Source organism: Pseudoduganella violacea (assembly GCF_014191875.1).
Lineage (GTDB): Bacteria > Pseudomonadota > Gammaproteobacteria > Burkholderiales > Burkholderiaceae_D > Rugamonas > Rugamonas violacea_A.
Genome location: NZ_JACHXD010000003.1, coordinates 138,191 through 161,754, shown reverse-complemented (window position 1 = coordinate 161,754; position 23,564 = coordinate 138,191). Strand labels below are relative to the sequence as shown.

Below are 23,564 nucleotides of genomic sequence, written 5' to 3'. Positions count from 1 at the left end.
GGCCTAGGGCAGCAGCCGCCGTAGGGCCACATTCATGACCTTGGCAGCGAACTGCGCCTTCTCCCATTTGTGCCAAAGCAGCAGGCCGCCCGTGCGGCTGGCGTTGGCGCACAGGGCCACCAGCGATTGCCAGGCGGGCAAGGGCAGGCCGAAATCGGTTTCGGGCCGCTCGGCGACAGCGTTGGGGCCGGCCGCCACCATGCCATAACATTGCTGCTGCTCGCCGGCCGCCGTTTGCAGGGTGCCGAAGAGCAGGGAAAGCAAGGTCACAGGATCGATCTGTACCTGCAGGCTGCCGCTGCGCGCTTGCTCCGGGCCATCCGACCAGGTGAAGGCTGTCAGCCCCGTCACTGCTGGTGTGAGGACGGCGCCGTCGAGGGATGCCTCGCCCCGGCCCAGGAGCAGGGTGTGGGACACGGTCTGTCCCTTGCCGGCCACGCGCACCGTATAGCGGCCGCCGAACAGGTCGAGCTGGCCGGCTTGCGGCAGCCACAGGCCGTCCGCGCCGCTGCCGGGTGCGCCGAATTCGAAGCGGCTGTCACCCACCGTCAGGCTGTTGCCGTCGGCCTTGAGCGCGCCGGGCAGCACTTGGCCGTTGAGACGTGCCGCCAGATAGCGTCCGCGCTGCGGATCGCTGGCGACGGCCAGTTCCAGCGTGCCGCCGCTGCTGGCCTGCCGGTAGCGGCCCACGCGCTGGCTGGGGTGCGGTCTTTGCAGCTCGGGTTCGCGCGCGCAGAAAGCGGCATTCTTCGGCATATCCTGCCCGGCGGGCCAGATATTGCAGCCGATCAGACGCCGCTTGCCGTTCTGGTCCACGTCGAAGCGCAGCAGGCCGTTGCTACGGTTGCCGCGCTGCGCCTGCCATTGCAGCACGCCGCGCTGAAATTTGAAGGGCCGTATCTGCACGCCGTTGACGAACAAGCCGCTGTGACGCGGTCCGCCCGCGTTGCCGATCAGGACGATCAACTGGCCCGCGTCGCCGCAATACACGCCGGTCCATGCGCCCAGATGTTCGCGCAGCAGCAGGTCGATATCGCTGCGCATATTCTCCATATCCGGCGGCAGACCGTGCTTGCCGGCCAGTTGCACCAGCTTGTCGCGGGCGCCCTGGGTTTTGGACTGCGCCAGCTGCAATACCTGGCGCGCCAGTGGACGCTGGTTCAGCAGCGCATGCAGGAAGCCCTGGTTGGCGTCCGAGCGCAAGGCGGCGCCCTTGGCCGCGATCTGGATGCCGCCCGGGTCGCGCGTCGCCAGCAGATACTGTTCGCGCTCGCTCAGGCCGGAGAAGGCTTCGGCGGCGACGGCCTGGCCGGGCGCCCGGCGGTACAAGTCCTGGAAGTCGAGATCCTGCTTGAGCCGCAGCAGGAAGCGGCTGGCGCCGGTGTCCTCCTGCCAGCGGTAGTCGCGCGGGATGCGGAAGTTCTTGAAGGCCTTGAACGCCTTCATTTCGCGCGGTCCGTAGCGGCCGATATCGCGCAGCGGACTGCCCGCCGGCTTGACCGTTTCGCCCGGCTGCAGCAGGCCAAGGCGCTGCAGCATATCGTGGTCGGCCTCCACCGCGTCGCGCGGCGCCAGATAGAAAGTGGAGATGCCGGTCACGCGCAGCTGGATGTCCGGCTCGCGCAGGCGGGAGAGGGGATAGGTTTCGATCAGCGGCGGGATGGTTGGATAGCGCGAAGCCACATAATGGGTGACGGGATAGTCCTTGCCGTACACCGCTTGCAGATAGTCGATGAGTATCGCGAAATTGCTGTTCACATAGCCCTTGCGGCGGAAGCCCATTTCGCCGATCAGGCCGACCTGCCACAGCACCAGGTGCAGGCTGGTGTCCGGCTTGCGCAGGCGGATCAGCATGTCCGAGGCCTCGTGGGTCTGCAGGCCGGGATGGCTGGGGTCGACGCCCAGGTCGGCGCACAGGCAATCCAGCGCGCTGACGCCGGCGCGCATGGTGGCGCGGTGTCCTTCGCGGCGGGCGATCAGGATGGCGCGGTGGGTGGAGAGCACGAAGACACCCGGATGCCCGTAATAGATCGCCACCACCTTCTTCGCCTGGCGCACGTGGTGGAGCATGGCCTCCGCCATCTGCATATAGGTCACATAGCGCACCTTGTTGTCGTCGTACAGCACGTACAGGTCATGCGCGTCGGGCCGCAAGTCCCTGATCCAGACCACGGTGGCGGGATCGGCCACGCAGTAGAAAACATGATCGGCGCCGCGTATCAGCTCCTGGTCGCCAAGCGAGAAGCCGACCGTTTCGATGCCGGAGCCGATGATGGTCAGTTCGCCTACTTGTTCCGGCGGCAGGGGATGGTCCGGTCCTTTTTCGCTGACATTGTCGGCTGCGGCGATGGCGCGCGCCAGCTCCTGCCAGGACGCTTCGGCCTGCTGGCGCGGCGCTGGGTCTTGCTTGTTGACGGAATCCGGCATGGCGTTTTCCTTTCCGTGGTGATGGTGGGCGATATCAGGAGAGCAGGGCGGTGTATTTCATCGCCACGCCGCAAGCCACCTTCACCGGCAGCACCTGGCCCTTGTAGGTATAAGCCGCCAACGCCTGATAGGCCTGGTATTGCTGGTCGGCCGCCGTGTACTTGCCCATGGCGCGCACCGCGTCCGACTCGTCGCTGCTGGACCAGCGCCAGGCCGCCAGCGCATTATCGGCGTCGGCATTTTTCGTCATCAGCACGGAAGTCAGCAGGGTTTGCTGGTTGATGGCGCTGGGTGCGGCCTGCTGCACGTAGTCGGCTACGGTGGTCCAGCGCGTGGACACGCTGTTCTTTTCGTTCAACAGGTAATTGATCAGCAGGCCCAGGCCGGTGCTTTGCTGCGGCGAGAGATTGGCCAAGTCTTTCTGGGCCGCGTTCTTCCACACATTGAGCAGGGTTTGCGCGCCCTGGAAGGCCGCCATGATGGTCAGGTTCTCCACCAGCGCCGGCAAGCCCTTGGTCATGATCCAGTTGCCCATTTTTTGCAACAGGCTGGTGATGGTTCCCGGTTCCACGTTGACGTCGGTGTCGATATCGACGTCGGTATCGACATCGGTCACGTCCACCGTGTCAACCACATTGTCGACGTCGATGTCCACGTCCACATCCACGTCCACATCGATGATGGCGAAGACGTCGTCGTCCACATCGATGTCCACGTCGATATCCACGTCCACGTCGGTGTCTTCGTCGGTATCCGTATCGGTGTCGATATCCACATCGACATCCACATCGACGTCCACATTGATCGCTTCCACCGGATCGCCAAGGCTGGCGACGGGATCGGCGTCCTCGCCCATGCCCTCGAATTTGCTGCGCACCGAAGAGATAAAGTCGCTGGCCTTGCCCGCCAGGTACTGGATGCCGTTCTTGATTCCGGACAGCACATGCGCGGCCATATCGACCGTCATCGCGATCTGCACGCCGAGGAAGCCGGTATACGCCATGTCATACGCCACGGCCCACCAGGGTATGGGCGGATCGGCGTAGGGCTGGGCGATGAAGCTGGCGCCCGCATTCTTGCCGGTGAAGCACATCGCGTTCTCGGATGGCTTGCCTTCCCAGGTCAGGTTGCGCAGCACGGCCGTGAGCAGGATGCCGCTGCCGCTGGTGGCGCCGCCGGAACTGAGCACGCTGTTGGCGAAGGCCAGCGGGACGGCCGCGCCGCCCGTCGGGGTATAGCTGGCGGCGCCGTTGGCGATCACCAGCTGGCCCACCGGTATGGTCGGCAGCACGAATTCCGAAGGATTGTTGTCCGGTTGGTAGCAGTAGTAGCTGCCGGGCCAGGCCCACAGCGAGTTGGTGGCCCAGTAGGCCACGATGGAGAAATGGAAGTAGTCGCAGCCGGCATAGCCGTTCTGGCTGAGGAAGCTGCCGATCTGCTCATTCAGCGTCAGCAGATTGCCGTCGTCCAGCAGCAGCTCGGTGAACTGCAGGGCCAGCGGCGCATAGGGCTGGCTGACATAGGTCTGGTAGAACTTCCATGCCGTCTGGCAGGCCGTCAGGTCGCCGCCGGCGACGGTCAGCGCGCCGCCGCCCATGATGGGCGGCACATAGACGGTGATGGGAAAATCGTTGTCGCCGCGGCAGATCACCAGCCGCGCCAGCGCATCCGGCACGTCCACGTTTTGCGTGGCGTTGGCGGCGATGGTGGCGATCTTGGTATAGACGGGATAGTAAGCGCTTTGTTCGGTGGATGGCGGATCGGTGGGCGGGCTGGCCGAGGTGGTGTTGTATACCGTTAGCGTCAGGTTCAGCTGGTTGGTGATGGCGACGGTGTTACCGGAATCGGCAGCGCTCATGATCGGCTCTCGCTGGAAAATAGGGAAAAACAGGGATGCCGCGCCGGGTTAGGGCGCGGTCCGCCGCCGGCGCGGTAACGCCGGCGGTCTGGCGCTGTGGTTCAGAAGTCGATATCGGGAATTTCGCCGTCGTTGATATCGTCGATGGCGTCGTCGATCTTGTCGCTGAGCTCCTGGGCGTCCTGGATGGCCTGGTTCGATTCGTCGATGGCGGCGCGGGTTTCCTGGCTGATTTCCGTGCCTAGATCCTGCACCACATTGCCCAGGCGCGTATTCACATCAGGGATGCTTTGCTTGACCTGATCCAGCGCGGTTTGCAGATCGGCCGGCGTGTCCGCGTCATGCAAGGCATTGATATTGCTGCGAATGTCGTTGGCAATGCCTTGCATTTCCGGCGTCACGCCATATTCGGCCAACTGTTCCAGCTGGGAGACCTGCTGTTCCAGGATGTCCAGCTGCACGTCGGCGCTCTGCAAATTCAGGGTGTTGGTGAAATCGGCCTTCAGACCGCTCAGCGCATCCTCCACCGATGGCGGCAGGTCCAGCTGTTGACCAAAGCGATCGAGCAGTTCCTGCTGGTTGGCGGCGATCTGGCTTTGCAAGTCGTCGATCTGGCCGCGCAGCTCATCAAGTTCGCTTTGCTGCGGCGGCTGGCCTTCGTTGCGCTGGAAGAGTTTGAGCAAGCCCTTGCCCATGGCGGACAACTTGGTGCCGATCCATTCCAGCGCCATCAGCGCGCCGAACACGCTGAGGAACAGTGTGACCCAGCCGCTGAAGGTTTTGGGATGGAAGAAGGCATACAGGCTGCCGGGACCGTCCGAGGTGTCCTGTTTGGTGTCCGTGCCCATGACCTTGGCGCCGTTGATGGTGCCGGAGAGGATGGGGATCAGCTGATTGTCGCTGGCCTTGTTACTGAGCTGGCTTTTCAGCACAAAAGTGCCTTGCAGGCAGATGGGCGGCACGTCGAGGCTCAGGCTGGAGACGAACTGTCCCTGGTTGAAGAACATGGCCGTGGATTTGTTATTGGTGTCCACGAAGTTGATGGTGTAGCCGCCGTTATTGTCGGTGGGGCTGGCTTCCGTCACATTCGGCTTGCGGGTGAAGACCAGGCTGCCCTGATAGACCGGGTTGGCCGTGTCCGAGCCGCTGGCGGCCGTGCCGCTGCTATAAATGTAGTAGGTATAGCTATCGCTGTAGTTGGCCCAGGCATTGGCGAAGGTGGCCATATAGGTGCTGACGGCCATATACATATTGAAAGTCACCGACTGGTACTCTTTGGTGCTGGCGAAGAAGGCATTCATCTGGCTGTCGATGCTACCGGTGGACGTCGAGCTTTTCAGCGCCGCCGTCATCGCCTGCTGGAATTGTTGCGACAGCGTGGATGTTGGGAAGGCCATGATGGTCTTGTAAAACGACTGCGCCGACTGCATGTTTGTCAGACCCGTGGCCGGTACGCTCACCGGCGGATAGGCGGGCGGCGTGGCGAAGTTTTGCATGACCGAGGTATTCATGAGCGGGAACAGGTCGGTGGCCCGCGCGATGATCAGCTCATACAGGGTGTTGTAGACCGTTTCGCCGCCGGCCTGGGTATAGTCGTTCAGCACCACGGTGCCGCTGGCCAGTCCCGCCAGGATATCGCCGCCGGCGGCCAGCGGCAGCACCCTCAGCGTTTGCGCGTAGACTTGCTTGGGATTGGTGGATGAGGTGTTATAGGCATCGACGATCAGGGCGCCAACCGAGGTGTTGTTGGTGATCGTGCAGTTTTTGCTGGTGTCGCTCATGCTAGCTCCTTCAATTCGCTACGGTGGTTGTAGGGAAAACCAGGAAAAGCAGCTGCGCTTACTTTCAAGTGGACGTGCGTATAAGCTTAATTAAAAAGCGTTCAAGAAAATGCGTGGATTGTCACGCCGCCGAATGGAGAACGTAAATATTCTAGACGACTGGTCTAATTGGGTGATAAAGTTCTGTTGATCTAGACGACTGGTCTAATTTTTCATCCATCAATCTTGCCAGGAGAACCGCCATGTCCCGCCATGCCAGCAGCAACCGCCGCATCGTCCTCGCCGCTCGTCCGCAAGGAGCGCCTGTGCCCCAGGACTTCCGTCTGGAAGAGCAGGCCATGCCCGCGCCGGCCGAAGGCCAGGTATTGCTGCGCACCCTGTATCTCTCGCTCGACCCTTATATGCGCGGCCGCATGAACGAGGGCTCCACTTATGCCGAACCGCTGGCGCTGGGCGAGGTGATGGTGGGCGGCACGGTGAGCCGGGTGGCAGCTTCCCGTCATCCCGATTTTCGTGAAGGTGAACTGGTGCTGGGCGCTTCCGGTTGGCAGGAATACTCGCTGTCGGACGGCGAGGGATTGATGGTGCTGGGCGAACTGGCGCAGCCCTCGCATGCGCTGGGCGTGATGGGCATGCCGGGCTTCACTGCCTGGCATGGCCTGCTGAATATCGGCCAGCCCAAACCGGGGGAGACGGTAATGGTGGGGGCGGCCAGCGGCGCGGTGGGTGCGGTGGTAGGGCAGATCGCCAGGCTGAAAGGCGCGCGTGTGGTGGGCATTGCCGGCGGCGCCGACAAGTGCCGCTATGTGGTGGAGGAACTGGGCTTCGACGCCTGCATCGACCGCTACGATCCGCAGTTCGCCGCGAAGCTGGCCATTGCTTGCCCGGACGGCATCGACGTCTATTTCGAGAGCGTGGGCGGAGCGGTGTTCGATGCGGTGCTGCCGCTGCTGAACGAGAACGCGCGCGTGCCGGTATGCGGCTTCATCTCGCACTACAACGACAAGGCGGCGGCATCCGGTCCCGATCGTTTGCCGGCCTTGATGGCGGCGCTGCTGTACAAGCGCATCCGCGTGCAGGGCTTCATCATCCTCGATCACTATGCGGAAGGCTATGCGCAATTCCTGCGCGAGATGGGTGGCTGGGTGGCCGAGGGCAAGGTCAAGCTGCGCGAGGACGTGGTGGATGGCCTGGAAGCCGCGCCGGCCGGCTTGATTGGCCTGCTGGAGGGGAAGAACTTCGGCAAGGCCGTGGTGCGCGTGGCGCAGTGAAGTATCCGGCGGGAGCGCATGCGATTCCCGCCGGATATTCAGCTTACGCCGTCAGCCACACGGTAATCAGCGTATCGTATTGATAGTACATGGCCACGGCGGTCAGCATGGTCAGCACGCCGAAGGCCTGCTGCATGCGCGCCGAGTAGCGCGCCACCTGGCGTACCTTGGTGCTGAGCTGCTGGCCGCCGTAGGCGATGGCCAGCATGGGCAGACCGGCGCCCAGGGAATAGCAGAGCAGCAGCAGGGCGGCGCGGCCCAGGTCATGCGCGGTGGCGAGCAGTGTCAGGATGGAGCCGAGCACCGGCCCGGCGCAAGGCGTCCAGACCACGCCCAGCGTCACGCCCAGCACCAGGCCACCCAGATTGCCGGCCTGCGCGCGGTTGCCGATATCGTTGGCGAGGTTGACGACGCTGGACAGCTTTTGTCCCAGCCACTCGAAAGGCCGTTTCCACAGCATCAGCAGGCCGAATATCAGCAGCAGGACAATCGCCGCGTCGCGCAAGCTTTGCTGCGACAGGGCCAGCGACTCTGCGAACAGCCCAAACAGCAGGGCGCAGGAGGAAAAGGCCAGCACGAAGCCCAGCACGATGAACACTGGTCTAGCGCGGCCGGTGGCGCCGATCGAACTGCCCAGCAGGAACGGCAGCATGGGCAGGATGCAGGGCGCGGCGATGGTCAGCACCCCGGCCGCCAGGGCAAGCAGGATTTCGCTCATGGCGCCACCCCGCTTTTCGGTTGGGAGAATTGGACGAGATCTTTCATTGGATGGCTCCTTTCTTGAATTTGCCTGAGCCATGATTTCAACCTTGCCGTGTATCGGCCATATGTTGCCGCCCTCCGCGCGTGCAATCTTCTGTATCAAAAGCCGCCCCGGATACACTGGGATACAAAAGCCGCTGCCAAGCCTACAAATATCGGCTATAAAGCGGGTATGGAACAAAATGACAACATCCTTATCGTCGATGACGACCGCGAGATCCGCGAGCTGCTGGCCGAATACCTGCGCAAGAACGGCTTCCAGGTCGGCGTGGCGGCCAACGGCAAGCAAATGCGCGCCGCGCTGGAAGTGGCGGCCTTCGACCTGATCGTGCTCGACCTGATGCTGCCGGGCGAAGACGGCCTGACCCTATGCCGGGAACTGCGCGCCAGCCGCCACAAGGCCGTGCCGATCCTGATGCTGACCGCGCTGGCCGATGAAACCGACCGTGTGGTGGGCCTGGAAATGGGCGCCGACGATTATCTGACCAAGCCCTTCGCCACGCGCGAGCTGATGGCGCGCATCCGCGCCGTGCTGCGCCGCACGCGCATGCTGCCGCCGAATATGCAGAGGGAAGAAAACAATAATCAGATCGCTTTCGGCGACTGGCTGCTCGACACTGCCGCGCGGCATCTGCTCGACGCCAGCGGCACCATGGTCGCGCTGAGCGGCGCCGAATACCGTCTGCTGCGCGTCTTCCTGGACCACCCACAGCGTGTGCTGACGCGTGACCAGCTGCTGAACCTGACGCAGGGCCGCGAGGCCGATATCTTCGACCGCTCCATCGACCTGCTGGTAAGCCGTTTGCGCCAGCGGCTGATGGAGGATGCGCGTGAGCCGCGCTATATCAAGACCGTGCGCAGCGAGGGTTATGTGTTCAGCGTTCCCGTGCGATTGTCGGACGGGGACACGGCGTGAGCAAGGCGCGCGCCCCGCGCTGGCCGCGCTCCATGTTCGGCCGCCTGATGCTGATCCTGGTGCTTGGCCTGATGCTGGCGCAGGCGCTATCCTTCGGCGTCTTCCTGCTGCAGCGCATGCAATCCGGTAAAAGCATGATGCTGTATTCGCTGGGTAAGGATGTCGCCAGCACCGTTGCCATCCTGGAGCGCCTGCCGGTGGACGAGCGCGCCGGCTGGCTGAAAAATCTGGAGCGGCGCAATTACCGCTATCAGCTGGGGGATGTGGCCATGGGCGCGCCACTGGAGATACCGCTGGTGGACGAGGTGAGGCAGTCGCTGCGCGGCGCCTTGGCAGCCAGCTATCCCGTCGTCATTACGGCCGCGCCGGAAGGTGGCAAGCGCCTGGACCTGCATCTGAAGCTGTCCGACGGCACGCCGCTGACCGTCATCCTCACGCCATCCTTCATGCCGCTGCCGGACTGGCTGCTGCCGGTAATCGCGATCCAGCTGGCAGTGCTGATCGCCTTCCTGTGGCTGGCGGTGCGGCTGGCGACCCGGCCGCTGGCCCAGTTGGCGCAGGCCGCCGACCTCACCGAACCGCAAGGAGCCGCCCAGGTGCTGCCGGAGGATGGTCCGCTGGAGGTGGCACGGGCCGCCAAGGCCTTCAACGCCATGCGTGCGCGCATCGATGGCTTTCTGTCCGAGCGCATGCAGATTCTGGCGGCGGTATCGCACGATCTGCAGACCCCGATCACGCGCATGCGCCTGCGCGCCGAGCTGCTGGATGACGCCACCCAGCGCGACAAGATGCTGAGCGACCTGCAGGCGATGCAGATGCTGGTGGCGGAGGGCATCGCCTACGCGCGCAATGCCCATGGCTTGAATGAGACTCCCTGCCGTACCGATCTCGATGCCTTGCTGGGCAGCCTGGTATACGACTACATCGATGCTGGCCAGGCGGTGCGCCTGAGCGGGGAATTGAAGTTGGTGCTGCTCACGCGGCCGCATGCGCTGCGTCGCATCGTCACCAATCTGGCCGACAACGCCCTCAAATTCGGCAAGGAGGTGGAAATCGTTTTGGCGCACGAAGCGGACGGACGCTATTCGATCTCGGTGCTGGACCGTGGCCCCGGCATTCCCGCCGGAGAACGCGAGGCCGTGCTACAGCCGTTTTACCGCGTCGAGAGTTCACGCAACCGAGATACCGGCGGCACCGGCCTTGGACTGGCCATCGTCCAGCAACTGACGCTGGCGCTGGGCGGCAGTTTAAGCCTGGTGCAGCGCGAGGGCGGCGGGCTGGCTGCGCGCGTTCTGCTGCCGGCCGCCTAGACAGGATTTTGTATCGCAGTGTGTATGGCGCGGCATCCGATACGCAAGGCCGACAATACGCAGCATCGCGGATATATGCCGGATACATCGCTCCTTTGTAATGGAGGAACCGCAGCGCCCCGCTGCGATCCATCCCAAGAAGGAGTACCAGATGAAACAGACGCTGAAACTGAGCCTTGCCGTCACCGTTCTGCTGGCGAGTGGCGCCTATGCCCACGCCGCAGGCGATGAAGCGCCGGAAACCGGCCGCTGGGTGACGGAAAACGGCAACCTGGAAGTGGAAATCGCCGCCTGCGGTGAAAGCTATTGCGGCATCGTCACCCAGGTATTGGCGAACAACGCGATGATTGGTCTTGGCGGCGAAAAGGTGCCGGTGGACCCGAACGCGCCTTCGCCGGTCGGCAAGAAAATCCTCTTCGATCTGCTGCCGATGACCAGCGGCGGCTGGCAAGGCCGCATCTATAACCGCAGCAGCAACAAGACCTATAACAGCCAGCTTGTGGCGCAAGGCCAGGGCCGGCTTCAGGTCAGGATTTATGAAGACGATCCCGCCAAGGGCGTGATTCAGGTCTGGCGCCGCCGCGGCCTGGCCGCGCAATAAGGAGAACGCCATGACACGTTTTCTGACCCGTTTGATGGCCGCGCTGACCGGCGTTTTCCTGCTCTTGTTTCTGTTCCTGTGGTTCCCTTCGCGTGGAGCCTTTGCCGCAACGGATATGGCGGCGCTCTCCGATTACGGCCCCGCGCCGGAGTTCAGCCAAATCCAGCAATGGCACAACGGACCCGCGCTGAGCATGGCTTCCCTGCGCGGCAAGGTGGTGCTGGTCGATTTCTGGACCCATGACTGCATCAACTGCATCCGCACGCTGCCGCATGTGAGCAAATGGTATGAGCGCTATAAGGACCAGGGACTGGTGGTGGTCGGTGTGCACACTCCGGAATTCGCCTTCGAACGCGAGCCGCGCAATGTGGCGGCGGCGATCCAACGCTTCAAGCTGCGCTATCCGGTGGCGCAGGACAACCGCTACGCCACCTGGCGCGCCTACGGCACGCAGTATTGGCCCAGCGTCTACCTGATCGACCGCCAGGGCCGCATCCGCATGAAGCACGTCGGCGAAGGCAATTATGAGGAAACCGAGCAGGCGATCCGCCAGTTGCTTGCCGCGCCTTGATCGCGTAGCCGCGTCCTGCGGGAAAACGCGGACGCGGCTACAATCCCAGTCTTTGGAGGGATGTCATGAACAAGGTTTGCCGCTGGGTTCCCGAGCAGGGCGTGGGCCTGGAACATCTGGAATTGCGCGAAACGGAGCAGGGCATGCTGGCGGCCGGCATGGTGATCGGCAGCCGCTACGCATCGAGTTATGGCCTGTTCTACGAAATCGAACTGGCGCGCGACTGGACGGTGCGCCAGGTGCGCCTGGCCAGCCCGGATGGCGCGCGTCTGCTGCTGAGCGCCGACGGCGCGGGCCGCTGGTTCGATGTGGATGGCCAGCCTTTGCCGGCGCTGGACGGCTGCATTGACGTCGATATCTCGGCCAGCTGCTTCACCAACACCATTCCCATCCGCCGCCTGGGCGAAGGTCTGCGCCAACGCCAACTGATCGATGTCGCGTTTATCCGCATTCCCGGCATGAGCGTTGAAAAGGCGGAACAGGCCTACACCATGGCCGGCGCGCCTGACCGCTACCGCTACGAAGGCGTGTCCAGTCATTTTGAGGCCATGCTCAAGGTCGATGCCGACGGTTTCGTCACCGACTATCCGCAGCTGTTCAAGCGCATCGCCTGAATGGATGGCGGGCGCCCTGCAAGCAAAAATAGGGCGTGCTACACTCGGCGCACTTTCATTTGCGGGGTTGTCGCATGTCCATTCTGATCCGTCCGGCGCTGGCCGCCGATATTCCTTTGCTGGCCGATGTGGAGCGCAGCGCCGCAGGCGCTTTTCTTGCCGCGCCGGGATTGGAATGGATCGCCGATAGCGAACCGACGCCCGCCAGCTTCCTGCAGGGCTGCCTGGCGCAAGGGCGCTTGTGGGTGGCGGACGGCGAGCGCGGGGTGAGCGGCTTTCTTGCCGCGCAGGTGATGGACAGCCACCTCTTTATCGTGGAACTGTCGGTGGCGCGGCCAAGCCAGCGTCACGGCATCGGCACGCGCCTGATGGCTGCGGTGGAAGCCTATGCGCGCCAGTTGGGCGTCGATGCACTGACCCTGACCACCTACCGTCATCTGGCGTGGAATGCGCCTTACTATGCGCGCCTGGGCTATGCCGAGGTGGCGCCAGCGGAACTGGGCGAGAGCTATGTCGCCAAGGTCGCCTACGAGGCCACCTGCGGCCACGACCCGGCTCAGCGCTGCGTGATGGTCAAGCGGCTGAACTGAAGCCGCCTACCATTTGCAGCCGGAGTCCTTCTTATCGGTGAGGGTGACGTAGGCAGCGACCAGCGGCGCCAAAGTACCGGCGCCACGGATCATATCCACACAGCCGGGGCGCGCCGATTTGGCGATTTCCTTACCCAGCCTGCTTTCCGTGCTGATCTCATTGACTGGCCGGTCCTTGAACTGATCGAGCGGAATATCATCCTTGCCGGCCCGTTTGGTGGCGATGACGCGCGCCGATTTTAGGGCAGCGTTCACATCGAATGTAGGCGCATCGCGGCTTGCCTCGACGGGGGCGGGCGGCGTAATCGCTTCCGGCTGCGCGATCGCGGTGGGGACGGGCGGCACCGGTATCGGCTTTGCGGACGGCCGGCTTGCGCGCGGCGGCGGAGCATACTCCGGCGCTTTCTTTTCCGGCGCGGTGCGCGGCGCTGGCTTGGGCGGCTTGATGGGCGCCAGCCAGAGCATCGGCGGCGGGCGGTCTTCGTCAACCGTGTCTTGCGGCCGGCCGGGCTCTTTCAGCACGGCCAGCAAACCCATATGAATGAGCAGAACCAGGCCGAGGCCGAAGGCCGGCCGCAGCATGCCCCTTGGTTCGTATTCGCGGAAGCTGAGCGCCTGTACCATCGTCAATCCAGCAGCAGGGTGCTGATTTTTTGGGTGACGGTTTTCATATCCGGCTGGCCGCCGTCGCGGTTGGTAATGACGGCCACATAGATGCCGCTCTCCGGCAGATATTGCGTTCTGGCCGAGAAGCCGGGAATGTCGCCGCCATGTTCGTACATAGGCTGGTCCTTGAATGTTCCGACAAACCAGCCGTAGCCATAGTTGGCCGCCTTGCCGTTGTTCAGCGTGTAGGCGGTGCGCATGCGGCGCCAGGTTTCCGGTTTCAGCAGCTTGCCTTCCACGATGGCGGCGTTCCAGCGCGCCAGGTCGTCCACGCTTGAGCGCAGGGCGCCCGCCGCATAGGGCAGCGTCATGCTGATGACCTGTGTTCCTTCAAAACCACCCCAGCTGCGCTTCGAATAGCCCGCCACGCAGGGCTGGGCGCGGCATTCGTCGCTGTCGTAAAAAGTGCTGTTGAGCTGAAGCGGCGCGAAGATGTGCTGGCGCATGTAATCGGCGTACTTTTGGCCGGACACTTTTTCGATGATGGCGCCCAGCAGGAAGTAGCCGGAATTGCTGTAGCTGAAGCGTTCGCCCGGCGCGAACTGTAGCGGCTTGTCCTTGAAGAAGGCGATCATCTCATTGACGCTCATCGTCTTTTGCACGATCTCGCCAAAGCCCGGCAAGGCCGTATAGTTTGGAATGCCGGAAGTGTGGGTCAGCAGATGCTCGATGGTGATGGTTTTGCCCTGCTCCGGATAGTCTTGCAGGTGGGAGGTGATACTGTCGCCGACTTTGAGCTTGCCCTGTTCCGCCAACAGCATGATGGCCGCCGCCGTGAATTGCTTGGTGACGGAGCCGACGCGCAAGCTCATGGCAGGCGCCAGCGGCGTTTTCTGCTCCAGATTGGCCAGCCCATAAGCCTTGTGCAGCACGGGCAGACCGTTTTTGACGGCGATGACCGTGATGCCTGGCTGGTCGGCCGCGAAATTCTGCGTCAGGTAGCTGTCGATGCGGGCCACGGCGGTGGCGCTGGCGACGATGCCGGCCGGGTTGGCGGCGGCGGCCGGCGCGGCATGGGCGTTGAAGCAAAAGGCGGCAAGCAGAATGGCGCACAGTGCGCCGCATGGTTGGCTCAAGGACATCTCTCTTCTAGTGATTGCTGATTTGGCAATTATACACAGCCGTGTTCCAAAAGAAATATGTCATTTATTTTGACGTGAATCAATTTCATGTTCACACTGCCTGCGTAGGCTTTGCGGATTATCAGCACCATAGGAGAGTCAATTGAGTATTCACCAGCCGCCTGCCGCCAACGCCGTCCATGCCGCCGGCTCCGTGCTGCGCGCGCGCCGCCTCGGCATCGACACCTACCAGCATCTGGTGGTGTATCTGCGGCGCGATAGTCCGGTGTGCCGCGCCGAAGGATTCGAGGCGCAGTCGCGCATCGAACTGATATGCGGCGCGCTGACGGTGACGGCCACGCTGAATGTGGCCGACAGCGAGTTGCTGGAACTCGACGAGGCGGGCCTGTCGGACGCCAGCTGGCGGGCGCTCGGCGTGCGCGACGGCACACCGGTGCAGTTGCGCCATGCCGCGCCGCTGCAATCGTTCGCCGCCGTGCGCGCCAAGCTGCAAGGCCGACCCTTCGACGATGCGGCCTTGCTGGCCGTGGCGCAGGATATCGTGGCCGGCCGCTATTCCGACATCCACCTCGCCACCCTGATCACCGCCTGCTCCGGCAGCCACCTCGACCTGGCCGAAACCATCGCCCTGACGCGCGCCATGGTGGCAGTGGGCCAGCGCATGCAATGGCCGGCCGAGGTGGTGGTGGACAAGCATTGCGTCGGCGGCCTGCCGGGCAACCGCACCACGCTGCTGGTGGTGCCCATCGTGGCCGCCTGCGGTCTGATCATGCCCAAGACGTCCTCGCGCGCCATCACCTCGCCGGCCGGCACGGCCGATACGATGGAAGTGCTGGCGCCCGTCAGCCTGGAAGTGGAGCAGATGCGCCAGGTGGTGCGGCGCGAAGGCGGCTGCATCGCCTGGGGCGGCGGCGTGGCCTTGAGTCCGGCCGACGATATCCTGATTCGCGTCGAACGCGCGCTGGAGCTGGACAGCGATGGCCTGCTGGTTGCTTCCGTACTGTCGAAGAAGGTGGCGGCAGGCGCCACCCATGTGCTGATCGATATTCCCTGGGGCCGCACGGCCAAGGTGCGCTCGGAACAGGCGGCGCGCCAACTGGCAAACCGGCTGGAAGCCTGCGGCCAGGCGCTTGGCCTGCATGTGCGCTGCGTGCTGAGCGACGGCAGCCAGCCGGTCGGCAGCGGCATCGGCCCGGCGCAGGAGGCGCTCGACGTGCTGGCCGTGCTGCGCGGGCAGGACGATGCGCCGCAGGATCTGCGCCAGCGCGCCTTGACCCTGGCGGGCCTGCTGCTGGAACTGGGCGGCAAGGCGGCGCAAGGCCAGGGTGAAGCCCTGGCGCTGCAAACGCTGGAGAGCGGGGCGGCCTGGCGTAAGTTCCAGGGCATCTGCGCGGCGCAGGGCGGCATGCGCGAGCTGCCGCAAGCGTGCTGCTCGCAGGTGCTGACGGCGCGCCACGGCGGCCGGGTGGTGGCCATCGACAACCGCAAGCTGTCCACGCTGGCCAAGCTGGCGGGCGCGCCGCGCGCGGCCGCTGCGGGACTGCGCTTCCACGCGCCACTGGGAACCGTGCTGACGCCGGGACAGCCTTTGCTCACGCTGTATGCCGAAACGCCGGGAGAACTGCGCTACGCGCTCGACTACGCCGAGACGCAAAGCGCGCTGGTGACGGTGGAGGATGCCTGAAAACCGGGGACAGACCCCATTTTGAGAAAATGGGGTCTGTCCCCGGTGCTAACGCTGGAAGATATAAGTACCGGGCGCTTCGCCCAGCATCGGTCCGGGCGGCGGCGGATCGCCCAGCGGGCCGGCCTGGCGCGCCAGCCATTCGGCCCAGGCGGGCCACCACGAGCCATCGTGCTGCTCGACGCAGGCATGCCAGCTGTCCGGATCGATATACGCCGTGTCCTCGTAGTGGGTGGCGATCTGGTAGACCCGTCCCGTTTCGCCGGGCGGCGACACCACGCCCGCGTTATGGCCGCCCGAGGTGAGCAGGAAGGTGACGTCGGCATCGGCCAGCAACAGCAGCTTGTACACCGAACGCCACGGTGCTACATGGTCGCTCAAGGTGCCGACGGCGAAGAAGGGCGTTTCGATATCGGTCAGTGCCACGGCCCGGCCGCCGGCCTGGTAGCGGCCATTGGCCAGGTCGTTGCGCAGGAAGAGGTTGCGCAGGTATTCGCTGTGCATGCGGTAGGGCATGCGCGTGGCGTCGGCGTTCCAGGCCATCAGATCGCTGTCGATGGTGGGCAGGTTGAGCAGGTACTCGCGCAGACGGCGCGACCAGATCAAATCGTTGGAGCGCAGCAGCTGGAAGGCGCCCGCCATCTGGCGCGTGTCCAGGTAGCCGCGCTCCCACATGCCCGCTTCCAGGAAGCTGACTTCGCTCTCGTCGACGAACAGCGACAGCTCGCCCGGCTCGGTAAAGTCCACCTGGGCCGCCAGCAGGGTCACGCTGGCCAAGCGGGTGTCGCCGTCGCGCGCCATGGCCGCCGCGGCAATCGCCAGCAGCGTGCCGCCCAGGCAGTAGCCGGCGGCGTTGATGCGGCGCGCGCCGCTTTGCGCCGTGATCGCATCCAGCGCCGCCATCACGCCCTGCTGGCGATAATCCTCCATCGACAGCTCGCGGTCCTCGGCATCGGGATTGCGCCATGAAATGATATAAACCGTATGTCCCTGCTCGACCAGGTAGCGCACCAGCGAGTTGTGCGGCGACAGGTCGAGGATGTAGTACTTCATGATCCAGGCCGGCACGATCAGCAGCGGCGCCGCGTGAACCTTGGGTGTGGCGGGCGCATAGCGTATCAACTCGATCAGATGGTTGCGCAGCACCACCGTTCCCGGCGTGAGCGCCAGATTGCGGCCCGGCGCATAAGCCGGCGGCGCATCCGCATTGGCGCCGGCGTTGGTGCCGACAATGCCGCGCCAGATATCGGCCGCGGCTTTTTGCGCGCCGTTCAGCAGGCAGGCGCCGCCGCTTTGCAGCACGGCGTCCAGCACCACGGGATTGGTGGCGATGAAGTTGGAGGGCGCCAGCCAGTCCAGCATCTGGCGCACGGTGAACGTCACCACCTCGCCATGGTGGCGCGACACGCCGCGCACGCCGCTGGTGGCGCGGTGCCACCATTGCTGCTGCAACAGAAAGCCTTGCGAGATGGCGTTGAAAGGCCAGCGCTGCCAGGCCGCCTCCTCGAAGCGCCGATCCTGGGCCAGGGGTTCGATGGCCGGTTGCGGCTCGCCTGGCAGGCCGGGGCGCAGCGCCTGCTCCACATAATGCAGCCAGCGCTGGCCGCTGTCGGCCGCCTGCAGCAGCAAGTGCTGCTGTTTGGACGGCGACAGCGCCAGATGGCATAGCCAGTCGGCATAGGCCACGGCCATGGCGGCAGGCGATACCGAGGCGGTCCAGCGCGCCAGCGCGGCATTCAGCAGCAGGTCGGCTGCGGCGGCGTTGTCGTTGCCGCTTTCCGGATAGCTGTGCTGCCGCCCTCCCTGCCAGCCGCTGCCCTGGCGCTGCAGGCTGAAACTGGCCGAGAGCGAGCGCCGCGTCATGACGGCCTCAGTGGGCCAGCAGCAGCGGTAGTGTGGCCTGGTCGAGCAGGTCGCGGGTGACGCCGCCCAAAGCCCATTCGCGGTAGCGGCTATGGCCGCGTGCGCCGGCCACCAGCAGGTCGGAACCGCTGCTGCGCGCCAGGTCGAGCAGGGCGCCGGCCGTGGTCTGCGCGGTTTCGATCTGCACCACGTCGATCTGCACGCCATGCCGCGCCAGATACAGGGCCAGGTCCGCGCCCGGCTGTTCGCCATGGCGGTCCGGCATTTCGTCGGGATTGATGACGGCCACTTGCACCTTGGATGCGCGGCGCAGCAGCGGCAAGGCGGTCTGCACGGCGCGCGTGGCTTCCATGCTGGCGTTCCAGCCGATGGTGATCTTGCCGATGCCGCCTTCGCGGTGGTAACCGTCCGGCACCACCAGCACCGGGCGGGTGCTGTGCAGGGCCAGCTCCTCGGGCAGCCTGGCCGTGCCGCGCAGGCCGCGCGAATCGGGATCGCCTCGTCCCACCACCAGCAGGTCGGCGTAGCGCGCCTGCAGCTGCAAGGCTTGCACCGCGTCCTCGTCGACCATGCGCGATTCGTAGGAATCGACGCCCAGGCTTTCAGCTTGCTGGGTGAATTGCTGCAGATGGATGCGCGGCGCTTCGCGCATTTGTTCATACTCGCCGCTGGGCACGGCACTGCGGTTGGAGCAGGCCAGGAATACGAAATCGCGCAGCGACAGGCCGGTGACGGCGCAGCCGACCAGGTGGGCCTCGAAGTCCTGCGCCATGCGCGCGGCCAGGGCCATGCGCGCATTGAAGTGGGGCGAGGCGTCTACATGCAATACGATAGTCTTGAACATGATCTTCCTCCTGTTTGGCGCGGGGTTCAGCCGTAGCGCCGGGCCTGTGCGGCGGACGGCAGCAGCGCGCGGCCTAGGCCGGTCAGGCCCGCCAGCGCCGGAATCAGCACAATCCAGCCGGCGATGCCGAAATACACCATGCCGGTCGCTATCAGCAGTCCCGCAATCATCAGAATATGCACGCAGCGGTCGACCAGTCCTTGATTGATGCTCATAAAACCCTCCTTGATGACAAAGTAAGTTCCTGATGAGCATCAGTCTGATCCGATGGGCCGACAATAACTTTGATCCAGGTCAAATCCTACTCTTGTCGTGCCAGCTTGTGCAATTCCTCCGCGTGTGCGTGCGGCGGCGCCGACCAGACGCTGTCGGCCGGACCATGGCGCAGGCGGCGCGCGCTCAGCCTGGCGCCATACAGCAGCACCAGGCCCAGCGCCAGGCCGCTCAGGTCGACGCCGAGCGCGGCGCCGCTGGCATGCGTCCACAGGCCGGCCTGCGGCAGCAGCCAGCCCGCCAGCGTGGCGAGCGGAATGGCGAAAGCGGCCAGCGCGCACACAAGCAGCAACTGCGGCGCAGCGAGCGCCGCACCGCGCCAGAAGGCCCAGGCCACGCTGGCCAGGAAGACCGTGTAATACACCGTCACGCAAGCCGAGTTCGCGTTGGCCACCCAGGCATGCAGCCACTTGGCGGCGGCAATGGCGAAGGCGCTGCCGGCCACGCTGCCGAGGCAGACGCCGAGGGTGGCGCTGGCCATCAGCGCGGTGGCGCGCGTTTGCTGCGGCAGGGCGCCGCCGCGCAACTGATTCTTGCGCCGTTTTTCCACCCACAGCAGATTGCCGGTATAGAAGAGGAAGGCGCCGCCCAGGCCGAGCGCGAAGTAGATCCAGCGCGTCAGATTGCCGCCGTAGTTGCCGAAGTGGAGGGCAAAGAAGGGCGTGACCAGGCTGCTCCAAAAATCTTCTTTACCGGGCAGCATATCGGTATCGGTCTTGCCGGTGTAGGGATCGATCATCACGAAGCCGGTTGTCGGACCTGCCACCAGATGGCGGGCGTCGGCCACCGCCGCGCGCACCATGGGACGCGGACTGTCCAGGCCCATGAACAGGACTTCCGTCACCTCGGCGTCGGGCGCCGTGTCGCGCACCTTGCGCAGCAGCGTGGTGGGCGGCAGCATCTCAGTCAGCGGGCGCACCACGGGTTTTTTGCCGGGCGCCGCGCCGAACATCGGGCGGCCTTCGTACACCACATGCGCCAGGCTGTCGTAGAACTGGTCGTGGAAGGCGAACACGATCACCGTCACGCTGATCACGATATGGAAGGGCAGGCTGGTGATGCCGACGATATTGTGGGCGTCGAGCCAGAAGCGCTTGCGGTTCTTGCCCGCGCGCAGGGCGAAGAAGTCCTTGACCAGCGTGGGCAAGAGCAGGATCAGGCCGGACACCAGGGCCAGGAAGTACAGCACGGCGGCCACGCCCATCAGATAAATGCCGAGGTATTCGCCGCCCACCGAGCCGGGAATGCCACCGGTCCGGTGCAGCATGTCGATCAGCTGCGCCAGTTGCGTCGGCAAGGCTTGCCGCACCTGCATCTGGCCGGACGCGTCGAGCGCCGCGTCCCAGCGCCGCGCCGACAGATCGAGTTCGCGCCCGCCTTCGCCGGCGCTCCAACTGATGGGCGAGCTGGCGTATTCGTTGCGTTCCAGATGCAGGGTGAATTCGCTGCGCGCGGCGGGATACTGGTCCAGCACCTGGGCCACCAGCTTATCCAGGCTGGCTTCGTCGGTGGCGGCGGACTGGCTGCTGTGTACTGTGGGGGGACTGCTGGCCCAGCGGTCCAGCGGTTCCTTGAACATGGTGAGCGCGCCGGCGAAGAAGCCGATGAACAGCAGCATGCCGGCGCCGAGGCCGGCCCAGGTATGCAGGCTTTGATAAATACGGAGGATATCGCTGCGGATTTTCATGAGAAGGCCGGTACTCCACGCAGAGAGAAAAGAAGGGCATAGGCCAGCGCATTGGCCGCGCCCAGCCAGAGCAGGGCGCGCGCGCCGCTGCGGAACAGATAGCTCAGACTGAAGACCAGCATCCACACGGGCGCGATCATCCACATCACGAACTGGGTCTTATTCGGCGCATCGGCACCGCCGGGACCGGCCCAGGCGAAGATGCCCGCCACGGCCAGCGCCAGGGTCCAACCGAGGATGCAGCCGGCCAGCGTCTTGCTCCACCAGTCGGCGCGGATCGGGTTTTTGCTTTTGCCGCTCATGCTTCGGTCCTCCTCAGCAGCAGGGCGATAAACGGGAACAGGCCGAAGGCCAGCATCTGCAGCACCAGCCAGACGAAGACCGTGGTGGCGGCACCGAGGAAATGCAGGCCGCAGGGCAGGGCCAGCAAGAGCAGGGCCGCGCCGCCCAGGCGGGCCGGCAGGGCGCGCAGCGGCGCGCGCAGCCAGGCCTGGTGGCGGTGGCTCAGATAGAGCAGGGCGCAGCCCAGCAGCGTCAATACGTAAAAGAGGATAGCCATAGTAGAAACGGTAAGCGCCCATGCCCCGCAAGAGGGCATGAGCGCATCGGTCGAAAAACCGCTAGCTGCGGGACTTAGAAGTTATAAGTCGCGCTGGCGTAGTAGTTGCGGCCCAGTTCATTGCTTTGGAAGTTTTTATCCTTCTTGTCCAGGTTCACATTGCCCAGGTTTTTCACGCCAAAGCGCAGCACCACCTTGTCCACCTTGGCCGACAGCGCCAGGTCGGTGCGGGTGTAGCTCGGCAGCTCGTGCTGCTCATAGAACTGTTTGCCGATGTAGTTGCTGGACAGGGAGCTGGTCAGCCAAGGCAGCGGTTTCCAATCGAAGCTGACGTGGGCCGTGTTTTTCGGGCGGCTGTCGATCTGGGTTTTCTTGCCCGTGTTGTCGACCGCGTCGGCGTTCAGGTGGGTGTAGTTGGCGCTGACCGAGAATTGCGGATGCAGCTGCACATCGCCTTGCAGTTCCAGGCCGCTGGTCTTGGCTTTGTTGATATTGGTCCAACGGCGCATTTTGACGACCGGATCGTAGGCGGCCAGGATCATGTCGTCGACATCGTTCTTGAACACCACGGCGCTGGCGCCCCAGGTTTTCTTGCGGATCTCGATGCCGCCTTCATAGTTAGTGCTGGTTTCCGGTTCCAGCGCTGGATTACCGTACAACATGCAGTTGCCGCCGCAGCTGATGATGCCGTATTCGGCATTGGTCTGGTAGGCTTCCGGTGCCTTGAAGGCCTTGCTCACGCCACCCTTGATGGTGATGTCCTTGTCCAGCGCGTAGGTCAGGTAGCCCTTCGGCGAGAAGTGGTTGCCGAAGCTGTCGTTATGGTCGGCGCGGCCGGACAGGGTCAGGCGCAGGCTGTCGCTCAGGGTGATTTCATCTTCCAAGAACAGGGCCGAGCTGTCGATCTTGGCCTTGCCGGTCTTGACGAAGCTGACCGCATCCTTGATTTCCTGGCGGCGCAGGTCGACGCCGGCGGCCAGCGCATTGATGCCCAGGCTGACGTTGGCGTAGAACTTGGCGTAGGTGTTCTCTTCCTTCAGGTTGCGCTGTTGGGGCGCGTTGTAGCGGGTGTTGAAGTCCTCGATCTTGGTGGTTTCGCGGCTCAGGTAAGCGTGCGTGCTGCCCCAGTCCCAGCTGCCCTTATGGGTCACGCCGAAGGTGGTGCGCTTGGCTTCCTGCGCGCGCAGATCGCGCGCCTCGTATTTGCTGGCCGGGTCGAAGTAGTAGTAATAGACGCCGTAAGGACGCTTGTCGTTGGCATAGGCCAGGTCGAAGTCCAGGCTCTGGTTCTCCGCCAGTTTCCAGGTGGCGCTGCCGACGAAGTTATGCGATTTCTTTTCTTCCAGCGCGGGCGACTGGAGCGACGGGTTGGCGCCTGGCGCGAACCATGGGTCGCGGTCGTAGATCTCGCCGTTCAGCGACAGGCTCAGCGCGTCGTTGATGGCGCCCGAGACGTTCGCGCTCAGTTTGTGCTGATTGCCTTTTTCGCCGGAAGCGATCTGGCGGTATTCGCCGGTGACGCTGCCTTTCCAATCCTTGGTCGGGGTTTTGGTGATGATGTTGACCACGCCGCCGATGGCGTCGGAACCGTACAGGGCGGCCATCGGGCCGCGCACGATTTCCACGCGCTTGATGCTGCTCAGCGGGATGGCGTTGAAGTCGAAATCGCTGCCGCGCCACAGGGCGCCGGTGGAGGAGACGCGCTTGCCGTTGACCAGCATCAGCGTGTATTTGCCATCCAGGCCGCGGATGGAGATCTGGTCGCGGCCGCTGTCGTCGGTGACATTGGCCACGCCCACGGTTTCGCGCAGCAGATCGGCCAGGCTGTTGACCGGGGATTTCTCAATGTCTTCGGTGGTCAGTACCGTGGCGAAGGCGGGCGCGGAGGCGACCGTGTGCTTTTGCAGCGAGGCGGTGACCAGCACGGTGTCGATATCGTTGACGCCGGCCGCATCGGCCGCGTATGCCGATTGCATGCCAATACTTGCCAGAGCGACTGCCAGAATTTTCTTATTAAACATCAGTTTCTACCCGTTTTCTACTTTGAATAAAAAGTAAATGATACTGATTCGCATTTGCGATCGCAACATTTATTTACGAATTCAGCAATTTTTCTTTCTTAGACACAAAGATTTAGGCCGAAAGAACTATCAGAATTCGTAGGGTAAAAACACTGGCATGCAGCAAGCTCTTCGGTGCAAAATT

At 64.0% G+C, this 23,564-nt stretch carries 21 protein-coding genes; 8 read left to right on the top strand and 13 right to left on the bottom strand.

Going from position 1 to position 23,564, the window contains the following annotated elements:
- Window positions 1–3 precede the first annotated feature (3 nt).
- From FHS03_RS06460 to FHS03_RS06450, 3 genes are all read right to left on the bottom strand, one after another.
- Entirely contained in the window at window positions 4–2,427 is a 2,424-nt protein-coding gene (locus FHS03_RS06460; protein ID WP_183440205.1) for an SAM-dependent methyltransferase, read from the bottom strand.
- A 34-nt stretch (window positions 2,428–2,461) separates the two neighbouring features.
- Window positions 2,462–4,285, bottom strand: a complete 1,824-nt coding sequence (locus FHS03_RS06455) for a hypothetical protein (protein WP_183440204.1) — start codon at window positions 4,283–4,285, stop codon at window positions 2,462–2,464.
- A gap of 101 nt (window positions 4,286–4,386) precedes the next feature.
- Entirely contained in the window at window positions 4,387–6,066 is a 1,680-nt protein-coding gene (locus FHS03_RS06450; protein ID WP_183440203.1) for a hypothetical protein, read from the bottom strand.
- 242 nt (window positions 6,067–6,308) lie between these two features.
- Here FHS03_RS06450 and curA point away from each other — a divergent pair, with 242 nt between their 5' ends.
- A complete protein-coding gene (gene curA, locus FHS03_RS06445; protein ID WP_183440202.1) occupies window positions 6,309–7,337 on the top strand; it encodes an NADPH-dependent curcumin/dihydrocurcumin reductase in 1,029 nt (342 codons plus the stop codon).
- 43 nt (window positions 7,338–7,380) lie between these two features.
- Here the strand turns inward: curA and FHS03_RS06440 are convergent, their stop codons facing one another.
- On the bottom strand, window positions 7,381–8,055 hold the full coding sequence (locus tag FHS03_RS06440) for a cytochrome c biogenesis CcdA family protein (RefSeq protein WP_183440201.1): 675 nt from the start codon (window positions 8,053–8,055) through the stop codon (window positions 7,381–7,383).
- A gap of 216 nt (window positions 8,056–8,271) precedes the next feature.
- Between FHS03_RS06440 and FHS03_RS06435 the strand changes: the two genes are divergently transcribed.
- From FHS03_RS06435 to FHS03_RS06410, 6 genes are all read left to right on the top strand, one after another.
- Window positions 8,272–9,015, top strand: coding sequence for a response regulator (locus FHS03_RS06435; RefSeq protein WP_183440200.1), 744 nt, complete (start codon window positions 8,272–8,274; stop codon window positions 9,013–9,015).
- Window positions 9,012–10,325 (top strand): ATP-binding protein, encoded by a 1,314-nt coding sequence (locus FHS03_RS06430; protein ID WP_371871609.1) that lies wholly within the window; start codon window positions 9,012–9,014, stop codon window positions 10,323–10,325. Before FHS03_RS06435 ends, FHS03_RS06430 begins: the two co-directional genes overlap by 4 nt.
- Window positions 10,326–10,476: 151 nt before the next feature.
- The gene (locus tag FHS03_RS06425) at window positions 10,477–10,926 is read left to right on the top strand and encodes a DUF2147 domain-containing protein (protein WP_183440199.1); all 450 of its coding nucleotides are present in this window, start codon (window positions 10,477–10,479) and stop codon (window positions 10,924–10,926) included.
- Window positions 10,927–10,936: 10 nt separating this feature from the next.
- Window positions 10,937–11,497: a thioredoxin family protein gene (locus tag FHS03_RS06420; protein WP_371871608.1), complete on the top strand. Its 561-nt coding sequence runs from the start codon at window positions 10,937–10,939 to the stop codon at window positions 11,495–11,497.
- Between the two features lie 65 nt (window positions 11,498–11,562).
- Window positions 11,563–12,111: a putative glycolipid-binding domain-containing protein gene (locus FHS03_RS06415; protein WP_183440198.1), complete on the top strand. Its 549-nt coding sequence runs from the start codon at window positions 11,563–11,565 to the stop codon at window positions 12,109–12,111.
- 74 nt (window positions 12,112–12,185) lie between these two features.
- Complete coding sequence (locus FHS03_RS06410) at window positions 12,186–12,701, top strand: GNAT family N-acetyltransferase (protein WP_183440197.1); 516 nt, start codon at window positions 12,186–12,188, stop codon at window positions 12,699–12,701.
- Window positions 12,702–12,707: 6 nt separating this feature from the next.
- On the opposite strand, the gene FHS03_RS06405 is transcribed toward FHS03_RS06410, so the two are convergent.
- Window positions 12,708–13,325 carry a hypothetical protein gene (locus FHS03_RS06405; RefSeq protein WP_183440196.1) on the bottom strand — a complete coding sequence of 206 codons (618 nt, stop codon included), beginning with the start codon at window positions 13,323–13,325 and terminating at the stop codon, window positions 12,708–12,710.
- A gap of 2 nt (window positions 13,326–13,327) precedes the next feature.
- Window positions 13,328–14,443, bottom strand: coding sequence for a serine hydrolase domain-containing protein (locus FHS03_RS06400; protein ID WP_183440195.1), 1,116 nt, complete (start codon window positions 14,441–14,443; stop codon window positions 13,328–13,330).
- A 148-nt stretch (window positions 14,444–14,591) separates the two neighbouring features.
- On the opposite strand from FHS03_RS06400, the gene FHS03_RS06395 reads away from it, so the two are divergent.
- A complete protein-coding gene (locus tag FHS03_RS06395; protein WP_221208062.1) occupies window positions 14,592–16,133 on the top strand; it encodes a thymidine phosphorylase family protein in 1,542 nt (513 codons plus the stop codon).
- A 48-nt stretch (window positions 16,134–16,181) separates the two neighbouring features.
- Here the strand turns inward: FHS03_RS06395 and FHS03_RS06390 are convergent, their stop codons facing one another.
- From FHS03_RS06390 to FHS03_RS06360, 7 genes are all read right to left on the bottom strand, one after another.
- Window positions 16,182–17,996, bottom strand: a complete 1,815-nt coding sequence (locus FHS03_RS06390; protein ID WP_183440194.1) for a PHA/PHB synthase family protein — start codon at window positions 17,994–17,996, stop codon at window positions 16,182–16,184.
- A gap of 7 nt (window positions 17,997–18,003) precedes the next feature.
- The gene (locus FHS03_RS06385; RefSeq protein WP_183440193.1) at window positions 18,004–18,840 is read right to left on the bottom strand and encodes a universal stress protein; all 837 of its coding nucleotides are present in this window, start codon (window positions 18,838–18,840) and stop codon (window positions 18,004–18,006) included.
- A 26-nt stretch (window positions 18,841–18,866) separates the two neighbouring features.
- Window positions 18,867–19,055: a hypothetical protein gene (locus FHS03_RS06380; RefSeq protein ID WP_050408363.1), complete on the bottom strand. Its 189-nt coding sequence runs from the start codon at window positions 19,053–19,055 to the stop codon at window positions 18,867–18,869.
- An 86-nt stretch (window positions 19,056–19,141) separates the two neighbouring features.
- Window positions 19,142–20,800 (bottom strand): PepSY-associated TM helix domain-containing protein, encoded by a 1,659-nt coding sequence (locus tag FHS03_RS06375; protein WP_183440192.1) that lies wholly within the window; start codon window positions 20,798–20,800, stop codon window positions 19,142–19,144.
- The gene (locus tag FHS03_RS06370; protein ID WP_183440191.1) at window positions 20,797–21,102 is read right to left on the bottom strand and encodes a hypothetical protein; all 306 of its coding nucleotides are present in this window, start codon (window positions 21,100–21,102) and stop codon (window positions 20,797–20,799) included. The genes FHS03_RS06375 and FHS03_RS06370 overlap by 4 nt, the downstream gene beginning before the upstream one ends.
- Window positions 21,099–21,359, bottom strand: a complete 261-nt coding sequence (locus tag FHS03_RS06365; protein WP_183440190.1) for a hypothetical protein — start codon at window positions 21,357–21,359, stop codon at window positions 21,099–21,101. Before FHS03_RS06365 ends, FHS03_RS06370 begins: the two co-directional genes overlap by 4 nt.
- Window positions 21,360–21,433: 74 nt before the next feature.
- Window positions 21,434–23,335 (bottom strand): TonB-dependent receptor domain-containing protein, encoded by a 1,902-nt coding sequence (locus tag FHS03_RS06360; protein ID WP_183440189.1) that lies wholly within the window; start codon window positions 23,333–23,335, stop codon window positions 21,434–21,436.
- Window positions 23,336–23,564: the final 229 nt, after the last annotated feature.

Excerpts from the sequence above, each read along its gene's own strand:
- FHS03_RS06460 (WP_183440205.1), bottom strand. The coding sequence starts at position 2,427 with ATGCCGGATTCCGTCAACAAGCAAGACCCAGCGCCGCGCCAGCAGGCC.
- FHS03_RS06455 (WP_183440204.1), bottom strand. The coding sequence starts at position 4,285 with ATGAGCGCTGCCGATTCCGGTAACACCGTCGCCATCACCAACCAGCTG.
- FHS03_RS06450 (WP_183440203.1), bottom strand. The coding sequence starts at position 6,066 with ATGAGCGACACCAGCAAAAACTGCACGATCACCAACAACACCTCGGTT.
- curA (WP_183440202.1), top strand. The coding sequence starts at position 6,309 with ATGTCCCGCCATGCCAGCAGCAACCGCCGCATCGTCCTCGCCGCTCGT.
- FHS03_RS06440 (WP_183440201.1), bottom strand. The coding sequence starts at position 8,055 with ATGAGCGAAATCCTGCTTGCCCTGGCGGCCGGGGTGCTGACCATCGCC.
- FHS03_RS06435 (WP_183440200.1), top strand. The coding sequence starts at position 8,272 with ATGGAACAAAATGACAACATCCTTATCGTCGATGACGACCGCGAGATC.
- FHS03_RS06425 (WP_183440199.1), top strand. The coding sequence starts at position 10,477 with ATGAAACAGACGCTGAAACTGAGCCTTGCCGTCACCGTTCTGCTGGCG.
- FHS03_RS06420 (WP_371871608.1), top strand. The coding sequence starts at position 10,937 with ATGACACGTTTTCTGACCCGTTTGATGGCCGCGCTGACCGGCGTTTTC.
- FHS03_RS06415 (WP_183440198.1), top strand. The coding sequence starts at position 11,563 with ATGAACAAGGTTTGCCGCTGGGTTCCCGAGCAGGGCGTGGGCCTGGAA.
- FHS03_RS06410 (WP_183440197.1), top strand. The coding sequence starts at position 12,186 with ATGTCCATTCTGATCCGTCCGGCGCTGGCCGCCGATATTCCTTTGCTG.
- FHS03_RS06405 (WP_183440196.1), bottom strand. The coding sequence starts at position 13,325 with ATGGTACAGGCGCTCAGCTTCCGCGAATACGAACCAAGGGGCATGCTG.
- FHS03_RS06390 (WP_183440194.1), bottom strand. The coding sequence starts at position 17,996 with ATGACGCGGCGCTCGCTCTCGGCCAGTTTCAGCCTGCAGCGCCAGGGC.
- FHS03_RS06385 (WP_183440193.1), bottom strand. The coding sequence starts at position 18,840 with ATGTTCAAGACTATCGTATTGCATGTAGACGCCTCGCCCCACTTCAAT.
- FHS03_RS06380 (WP_050408363.1), bottom strand. The coding sequence starts at position 19,055 with ATGAGCATCAATCAAGGACTGGTCGACCGCTGCGTGCATATTCTGATG.
- FHS03_RS06375 (WP_183440192.1), bottom strand. The coding sequence starts at position 20,800 with ATGAAAATCCGCAGCGATATCCTCCGTATTTATCAAAGCCTGCATACC.
- FHS03_RS06370 (WP_183440191.1), bottom strand. The coding sequence starts at position 21,102 with ATGAGCGGCAAAAGCAAAAACCCGATCCGCGCCGACTGGTGGAGCAAG.
- FHS03_RS06365 (WP_183440190.1), bottom strand. The coding sequence starts at position 21,359 with ATGGCTATCCTCTTTTACGTATTGACGCTGCTGGGCTGCGCCCTGCTC.
- FHS03_RS06360 (WP_183440189.1), bottom strand. The coding sequence starts at position 23,335 with ATGCAATCGGCATACGCGGCCGATGCGGCCGGCGTCAACGATATCGAC.